This window comes from Streptomyces sp. NPDC021622 (assembly GCF_040640795.1).
In the GTDB taxonomy this organism is placed as follows: Bacteria; Actinomycetota; Actinomycetes; order Streptomycetales; family Streptomycetaceae; genus Streptomyces.
The window spans coordinates 39,842-54,862 of record NZ_JBFACK010000023.1 but is presented as its reverse complement, the minus strand read 5'-3'; the positions used below and the strand labels follow the sequence as shown (position 1 = coordinate 54,862).

The 15,021-nt window shown below is 69.4% G+C and carries 12 protein-coding genes and 3 pseudogenes; 5 read left to right on the top strand and 10 right to left on the bottom strand.

Annotation, left to right across the window (positions count from 1 at the left end):
* Positions 1–6: 6 nt before the first annotated feature.
* From AB0G47_RS35630 to AB0G47_RS35610, 5 genes and pseudogenes are all read right to left on the bottom strand, one after another.
* Positions 7–174 (bottom strand): annotated as a pseudogene (locus AB0G47_RS35630) (GntR family transcriptional regulator); the annotation flags it as partial.
* A gap of 210 nt (positions 175–384) precedes the next feature.
* Positions 385–2,463, bottom strand: a complete 2,079-nt coding sequence (locus tag AB0G47_RS35625; protein WP_360778527.1) for a hypothetical protein — start codon at positions 2,461–2,463, stop codon at positions 385–387.
* 566 nt (positions 2,464–3,029) lie between these two features.
* Positions 3,030–3,773 (bottom strand): transposase family protein, encoded by a 744-nt coding sequence (locus tag AB0G47_RS35620; RefSeq protein WP_360778524.1) that lies wholly within the window; start codon positions 3,771–3,773, stop codon positions 3,030–3,032.
* Between the two features lie 340 nt (positions 3,774–4,113).
* Positions 4,114–4,764 (bottom strand): annotated as a pseudogene (locus tag AB0G47_RS35615) (NAD(P)-binding domain-containing protein); the annotation flags it as partial.
* A gap of 43 nt (positions 4,765–4,807) precedes the next feature.
* Entirely contained in the window at positions 4,808–5,620 is an 813-nt protein-coding gene (locus tag AB0G47_RS35610; RefSeq protein ID WP_360778522.1) for an inositol monophosphatase, read from the bottom strand.
* A 115-nt stretch (positions 5,621–5,735) separates the two neighbouring features.
* On the opposite strand from AB0G47_RS35610, the gene AB0G47_RS35605 reads away from it, so the two are divergent.
* On the top strand, positions 5,736–6,680 hold the full coding sequence (locus AB0G47_RS35605) for a LysR family transcriptional regulator (protein WP_360778519.1): 945 nt from the start codon (positions 5,736–5,738) through the stop codon (positions 6,678–6,680).
* 402 nt (positions 6,681–7,082) lie between these two features.
* Here AB0G47_RS35605 and AB0G47_RS35600 read toward each other — a convergent pair whose 3' ends face one another.
* The 3 genes from AB0G47_RS35600 to AB0G47_RS35590 all read right to left on the bottom strand — a co-directional run bounded on the left by AB0G47_RS35600 (position 7,083) and on the right by AB0G47_RS35590 (position 9,533).
* Positions 7,083–7,247 carry a hypothetical protein gene (locus tag AB0G47_RS35600; protein ID WP_360778516.1) on the bottom strand — a complete coding sequence of 55 codons (165 nt, stop codon included), beginning with the start codon at positions 7,245–7,247 and terminating at the stop codon, positions 7,083–7,085.
* Positions 7,248–7,259: 12 nt separating this feature from the next.
* Positions 7,260–8,087 (bottom strand): sugar nucleotide-binding protein, encoded by an 828-nt coding sequence (locus AB0G47_RS35595; protein WP_360778513.1) that lies wholly within the window; start codon positions 8,085–8,087, stop codon positions 7,260–7,262.
* A 507-nt stretch (positions 8,088–8,594) separates the two neighbouring features.
* Positions 8,595–9,533: a LysR family transcriptional regulator gene (locus AB0G47_RS35590; protein WP_360778510.1), complete on the bottom strand. Its 939-nt coding sequence runs from the start codon at positions 9,531–9,533 to the stop codon at positions 8,595–8,597.
* Between the two features lie 70 nt (positions 9,534–9,603).
* Here AB0G47_RS35590 and AB0G47_RS35585 point away from each other — a divergent pair, with 70 nt between their 5' ends.
* On the top strand, positions 9,604–10,545 hold the full coding sequence (locus AB0G47_RS35585) for an NAD-dependent epimerase/dehydratase family protein (protein ID WP_360778507.1): 942 nt from the start codon (positions 9,604–9,606) through the stop codon (positions 10,543–10,545).
* A gap of 14 nt (positions 10,546–10,559) precedes the next feature.
* Positions 10,560–11,445 (top strand): annotated as a pseudogene (locus AB0G47_RS35580) (aldo/keto reductase).
* Between the two features lie 285 nt (positions 11,446–11,730).
* Here the strand turns inward: AB0G47_RS35580 and AB0G47_RS35575 are convergent.
* Positions 11,731–12,636 (bottom strand): S41 family peptidase, encoded by a 906-nt coding sequence (locus AB0G47_RS35575; protein WP_360778505.1) that lies wholly within the window; start codon positions 12,634–12,636, stop codon positions 11,731–11,733.
* On the opposite strand from AB0G47_RS35575, the gene AB0G47_RS35570 reads away from it, so the two are divergent.
* The gene (locus tag AB0G47_RS35570; RefSeq protein WP_360778502.1) at positions 12,635–12,784 is read left to right on the top strand and encodes an ArsR family transcriptional regulator; all 150 of its coding nucleotides are present in this window, start codon (positions 12,635–12,637) and stop codon (positions 12,782–12,784) included. The two genes, AB0G47_RS35575 and AB0G47_RS35570, sit on opposite strands and share 2 nt — an antisense overlap.
* A gap of 195 nt (positions 12,785–12,979) precedes the next feature.
* Positions 12,980–13,474: a hypothetical protein gene (locus tag AB0G47_RS35565; RefSeq protein WP_360778499.1), complete on the top strand. Its 495-nt coding sequence runs from the start codon at positions 12,980–12,982 to the stop codon at positions 13,472–13,474.
* A 581-nt stretch (positions 13,475–14,055) separates the two neighbouring features.
* Here the strand turns inward: AB0G47_RS35565 and AB0G47_RS35560 are convergent.
* Positions 14,056–14,964 (bottom strand): helix-turn-helix domain-containing protein, encoded by a 909-nt coding sequence (locus AB0G47_RS35560; protein WP_360778802.1) that lies wholly within the window; start codon positions 14,962–14,964, stop codon positions 14,056–14,058.
* Positions 14,965–15,021 lie beyond the last annotated feature (57 nt).

Genomic DNA, 15,021 nt, shown 5'->3' with positions numbered 1-15,021 from the left:
GGTGCCGCGCCGGCGGACCGCCTGGACCAGGCCCTCGTCCTCCAGTTCCGTAATGGCTTGCGACGCGGTCTGCTTGGCCATCCCGAACTGCGCGGCGAGGTCTACGAGGTGCGGCAGAGGCTGCCCGGGAACGCAGTCACCACGCGCGATGGCAGCACGCAACTCGTTGGCCAGCTGCCGCTAGGCAGGCACACGCGAAGCGGTCTCTGAAGAACTGATAACCAGCCATCATATTCCTAGGCCTATTCGGGGCCCGAATCCGCGGGGACCTCGAAACCTAACCTGCTCCAGAACCCCGGACACGAGAGTCCGCCTCTTCGTCACTCGAAGAGAGCCGCACCCATCTCCGGTTACGGAAATGGCCGAGTCACTGACACGCCCCGCCTAGTCGATCAGGAAAATCCCGTTTCCCGTGACAGTCATGCCGTCCTTGCCGTTGCGGCCGTCGTTGGCGCAGGTGAACGCGGTGGCGGTGTTGTTCAGCAGGTCTGTCCGGTTGCTGACCTTGGTCAGGCATGTACCGAGCGCCAGTTGGCCGAAGGAGTTCGGGTGGACGGCTTCCTGGATGTCTCCTTGGGGCGCCCCGTTGAGGGCCGGGTGGTCGGGGAGGTAGGGAACCCAGCGGACCCACTCCGCAGCCTGGGAGGGGAGGGGATTGCTCGAAGAGTTGGCCTGGGTGGCCTGAGCGGAGGCTTTGTTGCACAGTTCATGACCGGCGAACGCGTCGCTGACGTCGAGGAATTTGGCCCGCACCGAGTTCGCGGCCGCCTTGATCTCGCGGCTCATCCCGCCCACGAGGGTCTGCCGGGCCCAGTCCGTGTCGACGTCGTAGAACGGGCAGCCGCCGTTGCTGTACCGGGTGAAACGTGACTCGTTGTATCGGTAGGCGGTGCTCGGGGGCAGCGGAGCCGGGTAGGACTGCACCACCAGGCGGTAGTCGTCAGCCCGGTAGCCGGCGTGTTGCATCGTGGTCTGGATGGCCGCCAGGGCCCGGGTCACCTTGTCCCCGACGGCGTCGAGTCTGCTGTTCATGTCCGACCAGGCGTCGGCGTTCTTGCAGTAGGCGTAGAACGGCCACTTCATGAACCGTTCGGCGCAGTCCGTGATGATGTCCTTGAACCCCAGGTCGTTGCCGCCGATCGACACGACGATCATCTTGACCTGGTACCTCTTCGCGAGGTCCGCGAGCTGGTCGGTCTGTGCGTCCTCGCCTTTGGCGGTGTAGGGGCGGGTGATCTCGTTCGTCGTGGCACCGGAACAGGCGATATTGAAGCGCCGCCACGAGGGGACGCCGGGGTAGGCGGTGGTGCTGATCGGGGCGACGTCGGAGCGGTCGCACGCGTTGCCGCCGGGGGAGTAGGAAGTGGGGCCGTAGACCGTGTCAAGATCATGGTCGCACTCATCCTCACTCCTGGAGCAGTTGGCAGCAGCACGGTCCGTTCCCCACACCGAGCCCTGCACCCCGGTGCCGGCGTTGCCCGCCCACCGCCCGGCTTCCCCGGAGATGTAGCTGTCGCCCAGCGACACGATGGCCGGGTTTTTCGTCGGCACGCACACGGCCCGGCCGGCCCGCAGGATTTCATCGATCGGGTCGCAGGCGAACTCCCGCCGGGGAGTGGGAGGGGCGGCGCTGGGCCAGAAACCGACCGGATAATGGTCGGAGGCGTCCAGGTAGGTCAGACGGAAGCCGGTGTACTGGTTGTCGGTCAGCCCCTTGGCAATCATGTAGTCGAACTCAGACGCCGGGCCTTTCACCGGGTACGTGGGAAGTTCTGATCGGACAATCTCCGCGTCCGGGTAGTCCGAGGCGAGAAGCGAGTCGGGCGTGCGGTTGAAGTCACCCATGGCCGCCCAGTCACTGCTGCCCGCAGCAGCGGAAATCTTGCTGATCAAGCTGGGCACGTCGTTCCGCTGACTGCTGCCCTGTCTGTTCATGGCGTGGAGGGAATAGAACCAGGTCCCGTCCGCAAGCCGGATGCCGAGGGCGGGCTTGGCGCGCGTGTCCACCGTGCCGCCAGGCACGAGCGGCTGAGGGGGGATGACCTGGACCGCCCGCACCCCATCGGCTGGCTGATTGACAATGACAGCCAGAGAACGATTCTGGCGAGTGAGCGACCTCACCTTGTAGATGACGCAGGTACTCCGTTGCGGTGGGCCCGGCAGGGGCGTCCGACAGCCCACGTCCCACCGATAGCGCTCGACGGTGAAGCCGTGGGCGAGCGGCGTCAGCCGATTCACATACACACCGTCCGCCAGTTCCGCATCCGGGGGCATCGCGTCCGGGACTTCCTGCAGGGCGAGGACTTCGACCTGCTTGGCCGCCGGGAACACGCCCTGCTGCCAGCGGTCCTGAGCGCCCTGCATATTGAACGTTCCGGCCCGGTGCCGGTCTGCCTGGGCCCGGGCAGGATCCGGAAACACGGCTGCCTGCACCAGGCTTGCCACCGTGATGAGGACCAGCAAAACGGCCAGCAGAACCCGCCGGGCCCGCACCGGTGCACACAAGGCTGTCATTGCTGCTGTGCCCTCTCCGGAAGCCCTGCGCTCCCCAAAAGTCCCGCGCAGCTACTCCGCCCCTGGAAGCCTGGGAAGCCATGGAATGAAGGTGGCGGGGCGGAGCCGCGCCGGCCCGATGACACCCGGGGACAGAGAAGTACGTCAGGTCCGCGGCTGCCGCCGATCATCACCCGCCCCCAGCACGTCCCGCGCCGCGACACGGGCAGACGGGACAACTCTCCCCCGACTGGGCCCGCCACACGGCCGTGCCGTGAGATGGGAGAGGACCCGAGCATGACGTCGATGGGCAGCCCCACCACCCTGCCGGATCGAGTTCGGGGTCCTTAACGGCGGGGCGTACGCCGAACTGCTGTAGCACTGCGGCGTTGTGGACGTACGTGGACCCCGGCGGCCGGGCTGGCCGGGCCGACGCTTTTGGGAAAGCCCTGCGGATGCTCTTGTGGGCCCCCCGAGACTTGGTCTCGGGGGGCCCACGTCGTGGGTAGAGGTCGGCGATGTTGCGAGGGTTGAGGCTAAGCGTTGTCCCGCAAATGATCGACGAGGTGTTTGACCAGCCTGTTCCTCGTCAGCCGGCCAGGGCGAGGTTGTGGAGGCGGGCCAGAGGTGCCACAGGTCGGCGACTTGGAGGGCCTGCGGGGCGCCGCGAGTGGCGCTGTCGGCGAAGAAGGGGGCGCGGTCGCGACAGACGATCTGCCGGGCCGCTCGGCGAGCCAGGCCGCGAGGGTGTCGGCCTCCCGGTCGGGCAGCAGGTCGATCGGACGACGTGTCTCGACGTCGACGAGCACCGTTCCGTAGATCCGTCCCCTGCGCTGGGCGTGTTCGTCCACCCCGACCACGCGGGGCGTGGCAGTGGGCGGGTCCGGGAGCGAGGCGATCAGCCGCAGCAGGGTGTTGCGGCTGACCGGCGCTCCGAAGACGTCCGTCATGCGAGCCCCGGCCCAGCCCGCGAGCGCGAGGCCGACCGCGATGAGCGTTGATCGCAGCCGTTCCGTCCGCCGTCCGAACCGGCGGGTGAGCCCCGGCACCTGCTCGGCGAAAGTCTTGCGCGGGCAAGAGCTTTCCGCGCAGACGAACCGGCGCACCCTCAATGCCACCACGACGGACTTGCCCGCCGTCGGCAGATCATGAGGAAAGCGCAGATAGGAACCGTGTATTCGCCCCGACAGGCTCCCGCAGCCTGGGCAGGTGCCCTGCCGGGCAGTGCTCAGGGCGTCGACCCGGACGACCATGCCGGTCGCCTCGACCGACTCCGCCAATACATTCTCCAACCAGGAGAACAGCAACTCTTCTACTTGCGGCCGTACTTCGTTCACGGCGCAGCACTGTCGACCAGACCACCCACCGGGCGGGCGATTTTCGGGCTATCTCAGCCACCATTACGAGAAGATCGACAGTCACGCTGCGTACGCGACCACACCAAGTGGACCAGAGCCCGGGGATGGGGGTTGTTTGTCGGCGGCTTCGGGAGTCGTGTTGCGTGTTGTGGGTGTGATCAATGTCGGTGAGTTCGGGTGTCGCTTGCAGTCCAGCGGGTGTTGTCCCTGCCGGCACCCGGCACCTGGCTGCCTCGCACGAGCTGGACCCGGTCTTGGTGGGTCAGCGGGTGAGGGAGACGGCGAAGGGCTTGAGGCCGTGTCGGCGCAGGATGTGGGGCACGACCAGGATCATGGCCTCGGTGGCGCGGGCTGTGGTGATGTCGCCGAGGTCCTCGATCTGTTCGGGCTGCCAGCCCAGGTCGCCGAGCAGGCTGGTGACGGTCTTCTTGGCGTGCTTGTCGTCGCCCGAGAGGTAGGCGGTCGGTGGGGTGGCCAGGGTTTCGGGGGCGGTCATGACCATGAAGAGCATGGTGTTGAGGGTTTTGACCACGTGGGTGTCGGGGAGCGCGGCCTGGAGCCTTTCGGCGAGGCTGCTGCCGGGGTAGCACAGGTCGCCGGGCAGGCCGTGACCGTCGTCGCGGGTGGCGTTGGAGACGTCGATGAGGATCTTGCCGGTGAGTTCGGTGCGCAGGTCGGTGAGGCGGTCCAGGGAGCTGTCGCCGGGTGTCGCGTTGATGACGATGTCCGTGGTGCGGGCAGTGGTGTGCTGGTCGGTGAAGGCGATCTGTGGGGCGGGCCCGGCGGTGCGGGCGGTGGTGTCTTGGGGGCTGCGGCCGCCGAGGGTGACCTGGTGTCCGGCTGCGGAGAGCTTGCCGGCGAGGTTGGTTCCGACGCGGCCGGCGCCCAGGATGCCGATGCTGGTCATGCGGTGATGCTCCTTGTGGTATCGGGTGGGGAAGAGCGGGGACTTCCGGTCAGGTGATCGGAGAGAGGACCTTGAGGGCGGCGCTGTGGATGTTGGGGGCGGCGGCCAGGAAGTCGCGGCTGGTGGTGTTCCAGGGTTCGCCCGTCAGGTCGGTGACGGTGCCTCCGGCCTCGGAGACCAGCAGGGCGCCGGCGACCAGGCCGGAGCGGACGTCGGAGAACTGCCAGAACGCGTCCATGCGTCCGGCGGCGACGTGGATGAGCTGCATCGTGGCGGGAACGGATACACGCACGACCAGGCCGTTGATGAGCATCGCGGTGACGGAGTCACCGATCCGCCGGAAGGTGCGCTCGTCCTCGCCGGGCTTGGCCTGGCCGGTGCCGGTGAGCGTGGCGCCCAGGTCGGTCTTGGCGGACACCTTCAGGGGCCGGCCGCCCAGGTTGGCACCGCCGCCGGCGACTGCGGTGTAGGTGTCGCCGGTCAGCGGCAGGTGGACGACGGTGAGTACGGGCTGGTTGTCGCGGACCAGGGTGGCGGTGACGGCCCAGTCGTCCATGCCGTGGACGTGGTTGATGTTGCCCTCGGCGGGGTCGACGACCCACCACTCCCCGGGCGGGAGCGCGCCGCCGGCCAGCTCGTCCTCGGCCCACTGCGATCCCGGCCGGGCCCGGAGCAGGGGTTCCCGCAGCATGTCCAGCACCGCGTCGTCGTTGGCGTGGATCTCGCCCACGACCTCGTCGAGACTCACGCCCCGGGCGTGCGAGGTGTGGCGGTCGCGCAGCGTGACGCCGGCGGTCTTCACTGCGGCGGTCACGTCGGACAGGAGCGTCGTACCGGCGTCGAAAGGCATGGCTGTGCTCATGGTGGGCTCCCTGGGATCGGTAGAAGCGGGGCGGTTGTCTCGCCCCCGCACTTCGAAGGTAGGGCGCCCAATCGTTAACAACAAGTGCATGCTTGTCACTTGTAGAGTTACTGCCATGCAACTGGATCTGAATCTGCTCACGGCCCTGGACGCCCTGCTGGAAGAGGGCAGCGTCGCCGGCGCGGCAGCACGCCTGCATGTCACCGCACCGGCGATGAGCCGCTCCCTGGGCCGCATCCGCAAGGCCACCGGTGACCAGATCCTGGTCCGCACCGGCCGCAGCATGGTCCCCACCACCCGCGCGCTGGCCATGCGCGCCCAGGTCCACGCCCTCGTGCAGCAGGCCCACCAACTTCTGTCCGCGCAGCAGGAACTCGACCTGGCGGCTTTGGACCGGGTGTTCACCGTGCGCTGGCACGACGCCCTGACCGCAGCCTGCGGCACCGCCCTGATCGCCGCCGTCCACCGCCAGGCCCCCGGTGTCCGGCTGCGCCTGTCCGCCGAACCCGGGACGGACGACGCCGAGCTGCGCCGGGGTGAGGTCGACCTCGAATCCAGCTCCAGCCCTCCGACGCTCCCCGACATCTGCCACCGCCTCGTCGGCAAGGACCGGCTGGTCGTCGCCGTCCGACCGGGCCACCCGCTCACCACAGGCCCGCTGAGCCTTGAGCGTTACGCGGCTGCCGAACACCTCACCGTTTCGCGGCGCGGAAGCCTCCGTGACCCGATCGATGACGCCCTGACCGCACGCGGCCTCGAACGACGCGTCGTGGCCGCCGGGCCCACCGCCGCCTTCGCACTGCAACTCGCCCTCGGCACCGATCTGGTCGTCACCCTCCCCGACGCGGTCACCCGCAGGGCCCGGGAACAACTCGGCCTGGCCGCACTGCCGCCGCCACTCCAGCTGCCCGACGTACCCCTGTACCTGCTGTGGCACCAGCGCTACGACAACGACCGCGCCCACACCTGGCTGCGAGAGCTGGCCACCGAAACCGTCCAGGCACTATTCACACCACCGACCGCCTCTCAACAGCCCCTCACCAACCGGACCGGAAAGTGACGGATACGCCCCGGGAAGAGCCTGCGGCACCCGATTCCCGTTCCCGTGAACATCACCAGTTCGTGCGAGCGCGCGACTCCCCATCTCACGTCGAAACGACGGCATAAGTCGCGTACACAGCCGCTGCGTGCTGGGGTCTGCACGGCGGGCGTTGCCCTCGATCCGGCAGGCCAGGAGCAATGGCCCTTTTGCTGATGAGGATTCCTGAGATTCCCCGGGGCTGCTCGCGGTCCCCGCTTGGTTGCGCGGCGAACGGAGAGGCGGGATTTGTCCGGCAGTTGAGGGTTCGGACGGCTCTTCTGCAGCGAGGGCGCCTGCGGCGTCATGTATCCGCTCTCACCGCCGGTACGGCGTGGCATTACCGCTCTACCGCTCTACTGCTCGGCGGTGCCGTCCTCACCGTCAAACTTCGTAGATCCGCCCTTGGAGCCGTTCACCGGCCCGGTCCGGCCCGGCGCCCAGGCCATACCAGTGCTGATCCTTGCGGCCTTCGGGCGGTGCAAGGTTCACCGCCGCCCAGGAGAACACGCCCAGCAGGATGGAACGCCCGTGCTGCGTTGTGCGCACGGACCGGATAGTTCAAGCCGTCGGGGTGAGGAACTGGTGGCCGCCGCGCAGCGTGGTGCGCAGTTTGCGCTGAGTCGCGCGGCTGTCGAGGCGTACGTCGAGGGCGCCGGGAAGCGCGCTGTCTGCCCGCAGGCCCGTGGGCAGTCGAGAGGTGTCGAGTCCGTCGCGCCTGGCGATGAGGATGCCGAGTTCGTGGCGGCTCAGGGCCTGGTTTCCACCGAGGTGGTGGATGCCGCTGGCTTCTGCCGAGGCGAGTTCCAGGAGGGCTGCGGCCAGGTCGGTCACGTGTACCGGGCAGCGGATGTCGTCGGTGAACAGGACGCCGGGGCGGGCTCCGGAGGAAAGTTCGTGCACAGCACGTTCGTGTACGGACTGCCCGTCGCCGATGATCAGCGAGGTGCGGGCGACCACGGCGTGCGGATGTACGAGGAGAACCCCTGTCTCCGCGGCGGCCTTGGCCGCCCCGTACGGGGTGAGGGGATCGGGCAGGCAGGACTCGTCGTAGTGGACGCGGGCGCCGGAGAACACGGCATCACTGGAGACATGGATCAGACGGCTGCCCGACCTCGCCGCCGCCATCGCCAGGCGGACAGGGCCCTCGGCCGTCACCGCCCAGTCCGCCTTGCCGCTCGACGCGTTGACTACGACACGAGGGCCGACCTTGGCCACGACCGCTTCCACACGTTCGGGATCCCGCAGGTCCAGGGCGTGCCACGGGACCTCTCGCGTGCTCCCGGGCTTGGTCGTGTAGGTCGCGGCCGTAGTGTGCCCGGCCGCGACCGCTTGCCGCGTCAGCTCGGCACCCAGGAACCCGGAACCACCGACGATCAATACGGTCATGGCGCGACACCCTGGACCGGCCGTGCCGACAAGCAGCACCACAGAAGGTGAAGCCAGAGCCGTTGCTCGTGAACAAAGACGTCTCGCGGCAGTGCGAAACGTTGCTGACCGATGGGATGTTGACGCAACGTCTGCGACCGCTGCCAGCGGTTTCAAGCTCTGGATCGCCACCCTGAAGCTCCGGGGCACCAGCAAGTGCCTGCAGCCGGAGTCTTTCGGCCGGGGAGCGGGCATCACACTCCGGCCCTGCAGCAACTCGGCCGTTCAAGAGTGGAGTCTGCGCCTGGAGGCCAAGGCAGGGAGCGCGGAACGCTGGTGGGTCTGGCGGTCCCGGAACAATGCGCGCTGGCGAAGGCGCCGTGGAGGAAGTCAGTCACGACGGGGACAGGGTGATTCTCGATGGCTCCTCCCTCTCCAACGGCCGCATGTGGAAGCTCGCCCCCGGCGGCAAGTCCGGGTAGTTACGGGTGTGGGCAGTTGCCGTGCGGGACGTAGCGCTGAGGTTGGTCATGGTCTCTGGGCCGGCCCGGAGATGCTGGCCGACTCCACTGCTGCTGCCTGCTCCTGGAGAGCCTTGATCAGGGTCGCGAGCCGGGGGTGGTCGCGGCGGCGGCTGATCGTGGCAACGCCGATGTGTCGGGTCGGAGCCGGCTCCTTGATCGGGACGGTGTGTACGCCTGGCACGTGCGGGGCCAGCGCGATGGAGGGGATCAGTGAGATCCCCATGCCTGCGGCGACGAGCGAGCGCGCGAAGAAGTAGTCGGTTGTCGTGCCGCGTATCTCCGGCTCGAAGCCGGCGCGTTCGGCGTAGCGCCGCAGGTATGCCTCTGTCTTGAGGCAGCCGAGCACCCAGGGCTCGGCCGCCAGCTCGGTGATGTCGAGCGCAGCGCGGTCGGCCAGTCGATGGCCCTCGGGCAGCACGACGCGCAAGGGGTCTTTCAGGAGCGCAGTCCACTGCATGCTGGAGTTCTGGCTCACCTGGCCGGGCAGCGGGCCGTCGAAGTGATAGGCCAGGGCGAGGTCCACGGCGCCCTGGCGGACCAGGGGCAGGCTGGCTTCGGGCTCGCCCTCCCTGACATGGAGCACGGTGTCGGGATGGGCGGCCGTCAGCCGGGCGAGGGCGCCGGGCAGCAGAAGCCTGCCGCCGCTGGTGAACGTGGCGACGGTGAGCTGCGTGTGTCCCGTACCGAGCCGGTCGACCTGCTGTTGTGCGTGCGCGAGTTCCGCTGTGACCGACTCGGCGGCCTGGACCATGATCCGGCCAGCCTGGGTGAGGGTGACCCCGCGCGTGCTGCGCGCTACGACCTGCGCACCGAGGCTGCGCTCCAGGACGGCCACGTGCTGGGAGACGGCCGAGGGGGTGAGGAGGAGCGCTGCTGCCGCCTTGTTGAAGCTGCCGTGCTCCGCCACTGCCCGCAGTACGCGAAGGCGCTGCACATCGATCAACAGTATTCCTTAATGCGTATCCAGTAGGTCGGCACTTCTGCTGGTGACGGTAGGTCTTCACGATGGGGGCATGCAACGAATCTGTGTCATCGGCGGCAGCCGGTACTTCGGAAGGCTCCTGGTCCAGCGCCTGTTGGCCGCCGGGCACCAGGTGACGGTGATCAACCGAGGCTCCGCCCCGCCACTTCCCGGCATCGAGCACCTTGTCGCCGACCGTGACGACGAGAGCGCCCTGGCCGCCGCGCTGGGCTCGCGCACCTTCGACGTGGTCGTCGACCAGGTCTGCTACACCCCCGTGCAGGCCGCCATCGCCGCCCGCGCCTTCCGCGGGCGCACCGCGCGGTATGTCATGACGTCCACGATCGAGGTGTACGACCCGGCGACCGCCGCACTGCCCGCCGTCCCGTACGGCACACCGGTGCCGGAAGACATCGTGGATCCCGCCGCCTGGCTGGTGCGGACGGACTTGCCCTGGCACGACGCGGCGTACCTGGAGGCCCACTACGCCGAGGGCAAGCGCCAGGCGGAGGCCGTCTACACCCGGGACGGCGGTTTCGCGTTCGCCTGCGTGCGCAGCGCCCATGTGCTCGGCGGCGGCGTGCAGGAGTTCACCGGCCGCCTGGCGCACTACGTCGAACGCGTCGGCCAGGGCACGCAGATCGCCGTGCACGCCGAGGCGCTGCCCACGGTCTTCATCCACTACGAGGAGCTGGCGGACCTGCTGCTGTGGGCGGCCACGGCCACCGGCTTCACCGGCCCGGTGAACGCCTGCTCCGAGGGACTGCTCGACGTACGCGGCCTGGCCGCCGTCATCGGCGCGCAGAGCGGCCGGGAACCCGCGTACCGGACCGTCGCCGCGGGAGAGGCGGCCTCGCCCTTCTCCTTCGACCGCCACTACGCCATGAGCAACACCCGTGCGAAGGAACTGGGCTTCTGCTTCTCCCGCACCACCGACTGGCTGCCCGGCGCCGTCGCCGAAGCCCTCAACGCATCCGCCCCCCAAGCCACCTGAGGAACTGACCCGCCATGCGATACCGCACCATCGGGAACACCACCGTCAGCGCCGTCGGCCTGGGCGCCATGCCGCTGTCCATCGAGGGACGACCGGACGAGGAACGGGCCGTCGCCACCATCCACGCCGCCCTCGACGCGGGCGTCACGCTCATCGACACCGCCGACAGCTACCACTGGCACGCGGGCGAGCAGGGCCACAACGAACTCCTCATCGCCCGCGCCCTGGCCCGCTACGGCAGCGACACCTCCGGTGTCCTGGTCGCCACCAAAGGCGGCCGCGGCCGGCCCGGCGACGGCACCTGGACGGTCACCGGAACTCCCGGACATCTCAAGCGCGCCGCCGAGGCATCCGGCAAGCGACTGGGCGTCGAGGCCATCGGCCTCTACCACCTGCACAAGCCGGACCCGGCCGTGCCATGGGCCGACTCCGTCGGCGCACTGCGCGAACTGATCGACGCCGGCACGATCCGCGCCGCCGGGATCTCCAATGTGGACACCGCCCAGATCCGCGAGGCGCACGCGATCCTCGGCGACGAGGCTCGTCTGCGTCCAGAACCGGTACTCCGCCGCCGTGCGCGGCAGCGAGCCCGAACTGCGGCTGAGTACGGATCTTGGCCTGGCCTTCCTGCCCTGGAGCCCGCTGGGCGGCATCGCCCGTAGCTCCCTCGACGGCCCGTCGGGCCCGACCTCCGCGGGCACCGCCTTCGACCGCATCGCAGCCGAACGTGGTGTCAGCCCGCAGCGGATCGCTCTGGCGTGGCTGCTCGCCCGTTCCCCGGCAGTGATCCCGGTGCCGGGAGCCAGCCGCCCGGCATCCATCCAGGACTCGGCCCTGGCCGCCGGGCTCGAGCTGAGCGCGGCGGAGCAGGCACTGATCGACGATGCGCCGCCGAGCTGAACCGACGCCGCCCGACGTCCGCCGCGGCGGGACTCCTCGGAGGCAGCTGCTGATCTCCAGCAAACGGCTCGGATCGACTGGCCGGGGCGGGGGCCACGCAGCCGCTGTCGGGGGGGGCTGGGTGATTGTGTGGTGTTCGGTGTGCTGGGTCATACGTCGCTGAACCGGTCGGCCCTGGCCGGTTGCCGGTGAAGGCTGTCCCCCTGGGCTTTGCCCGCCGCTTTGATGCGGGTGACAACCAGGGCAGGGGGGCTGTGTGCGGTGGGGTCGGTGGGCTGGTCTGGGTCAGCCTGCAAGTTGGGTGCGGGCCAGGGTGTGTGCGCGGTCGAGGGCGTCGGTGGCTGTGCAGGGGATGTCCGGCTGCACACCGACACCTTCCCAGTTCGTGCCGGAGACGGGGTTGATGGCACGGCCCACGGGGATGCTGGCCTCCAGATGGGGGTGTACCGTCCAGCCGTCCCGCGGGTGCGCGCCGCCGCGGGTGGGCTCGCCGACGATTTCGGCGCGGCCGAGCTGCTGCAGGTCGTACGCGAGCTCCTCAGCGGCAGAGAAGGTGTTGTTGCTGGACAGTACGTACAACGGCTTGTTGCCACCGAAGCGGGTGCCGGGGACGTGCGGCAGGCTCCAGGACTGCTCGACGCGCTTGCCGCCGTGCCAGTGCATGGTGTTGAGGTGGGTGCGTTTGTCGAGCAGGTGACTGCAGACGAAGGCGACGGTGTCCGGGTCGCCGCCCTGGTTGGCGCGGAGGTCCACGATCAGAGCCTGGGCGCGGGAGGCCAGGGTGAGCGCGGCGCTCAGCGGTTCGGCGGCCCACTCCAGCGGGAACAGCATCGGTGCCAGCTCCAGTACGGCCACCCCTCCGTCGAGCAGTTCCACCCGGGGCGCGCCGCCCAGAGAGGTGTCGAAGTCCCGGCGCATGGCGTCCAGGTTGGCCGCCCCCTTCTGGGAGGGCACAGGGGTGGCGTGGTGCTTCAGCCTCAGGTGCCGGTCGCCGTTGACGGACTGCAGGTCCGCGGTGACCAGCCGGGCGAGCTCCTCGGCGTCGTCGACGTCGTAGGCGCCCTCGGTGAGGCGGCGTTGCAGCAGGCCGGTCAGCTGCTCGGCTGTCTCGGGGAAAACGTAGTGCTCGGTCAGCAGCCGGGCCGTCTCGTCGATGACAGGGGCCGGCGCAAGCTTCGTCTGAGTCGTCATGGCAGGGAGTAGAGCACTGCCCCGGCTTGCGGCGCAGCTCGACGCGAAGAAGGGCAAGGTGGCCCGCCACCTCGAGGTGCTCCGCGAAGCGGGGTTGGTCCACATCGCCGGGACCCGCCAGGTCTGCGGCGGCACCGGGCAGTACTAGCGGCACCGGGCAGTACTAGCGGCGCGCGGCCCGCCAGATGGTCGTCGCCGAACCCCGGGCGGCTGGCAACGCCGCGGTGCGCCGCGGTTGCCCGGGAGCTGGACCGCTCTTCCGTTCCTCTGAGGGACGCCCCCGGATGCGAAAGTGGTGTGTCGGGTCGCATTCAGCTGGCTGACGCCGTGGAGAGTGGGCCTTATGAAAGTCCGCAGCCGCATCGTGCTCCTCGCGTCCGTCTTCACCACGCTGGCGATCCCTGCTACCACTGCGCAGGCCACCGTCGGGAGCGGCTGTGACGCAGCGGCCCGAATCTGGGTGGAAGCGCACCAGCAGACGGCGCGAGCCGAACGGGCCGCACTGACCGACAGGCCGACCGCCCGGGCGGCGGCAGATCTGAAGGCAGCGAAGGAGAAGTTCGCGAGCGATTTCCTGCGCGCCGACCTCGGCTCGTACTCCATGGGTTACGACCTGGCCCAGCGCGTCGGTGACAACAAGCCGATCGCCGACCAGTGGCGAACGTCCCTGGACCCCGCGGCACTGCAATCCGTGATCACTGCCCGGGACGCCTACCTGCAGGCGGACGCGGCGCGGGACACAGCCAAAACGGTGGCCCTGACCGAGGAAACCGAGGCGTACAGAGACCTGGTGCGCTGCTTGGGCATCCCGGGCCCCACGTCGAGGGCCGTCCCGTGAGGGATCTTCGTGGTGGGTCAACGCCGTGTCGGTGGCGGAGTTGTGGGGTCCGGGGGGGGCACGGACGTGAGGGTCCTGGGCCGTGCTGTCGGTCGGAGGCCCTACCGGACCAACCGATCGTGGCCGGATGAATGCCGGCGTCGAGCTTCCCGGCCTGGTTACGGCCCCCTTGCACAGGGGGGCTTCCGCGGAGTGGACTGGCGGCTGCCGGACCTGGTGGCGGCGGTGGCACTGGCGCCGGGAACGGAGCGGGGCGCAGCGTCGGACGCACCCGATGGGCCGTCGGCCGCAGCCGGTCGCGGCGAGGCCGGTAGCAACACCCGAAGCCGCACCCGCCGCCGTCGCCTCCCGCCCCACCGGCCTTTCGATCACACCGTGCTCAAGATCGATAGGACAACGGCTTCTGACACTGCGCCGCCTGTGTTTGAGCCCTGCGAAGGGAGGTGAACTGGGCGAGGCCCTCGCCCAGTTGGTCGATGGGGCCGAGGAGGGTGTAGAGGAGCAGCAGCCCGTGCACGGTGTGTTGGTGGCGCTCTGCCGGCAGGCCCTGCCGGCCGGCACCGCTGGCTCCGCCTTGTTTGTCAGGGGGTGTTGGTGAAGGTGCGGCGGTAGGAGCGGGGTGGTACTCCCCGGCGGCGTACGAAGTGTTCGCGCAGGACGGCTGCGCTTGCGTATCCGACGCGGTGGGCGATTTCCTCGACGGGCAGGTCGGTGGTTTCCAGGAGTTCTTCGGCGCTGCTCAGGCGCAGGTTTCGCAGCCAGGCGTGGGGGGTGGTGCCGGTCGCGGCGGTGAAGCGGCGGGCGAAGGAGCGTTTGCTCATCACGGCACGCCGGGCCAGTTCCGTGACGGGGAGGGGCTGATGGAGGTTTGCGCGGGCCCAGGCGAGTACGTCGGCGAGGCGTTCGTCGCGGCAGTCTTGGGGGGCGGGGGCGGCCAGGTACTGGGCCTGTCCGCCGTCGCGGTGGGAGGGCAGTACCACGTCCCGGGCAACGGTGTTGGCCATCGCGGCTCCGTGTTCCCGTCTCAGCAGGTGCAGGCAGAGATCGAAGCCCGCGGCGGCTCCCGCGCCTGTGATGATGCGTCCTTCGTCGATGTAGAGGGCGTCGGGTTCGACGGTGACGTCGGTGTGGCGGCGGGCGAGGAGTTCGGCGAACCGCCAGTGGGTGGTGGCCCGCCGGCCGTCGAGCAGTCCGGCGGCGGCGAGCGCGAAAGCGCCGACGCAGTGGGCCGCGACCAGTGCGCCGCGTTCGTGTGCGGCCGACAGCGCATCGAGCACGGCGGGAGCCGGTGGTGTGCGAAAGCCGGCCCATGGCAGGGCGATCACCAGATCGGCGGAGGCGAGCCGGTCCAGGCCGTGCGTGATGGTGAGCGGCACGCCGAGGTCGGTGGGGACCGGTCCGGGCCGGTCGGTGCACAGGGCGAGGTCGAAGCCGGGCAGTGCCGCGCCGTGCGGGCCGAAGACCTCGGTGACGATGCCGACGGCGAGCATGCCGACTCCGGGCGGGGTGTAGGCGGCGACGGTCACGAAGGGAGGCACCCGTGCAGT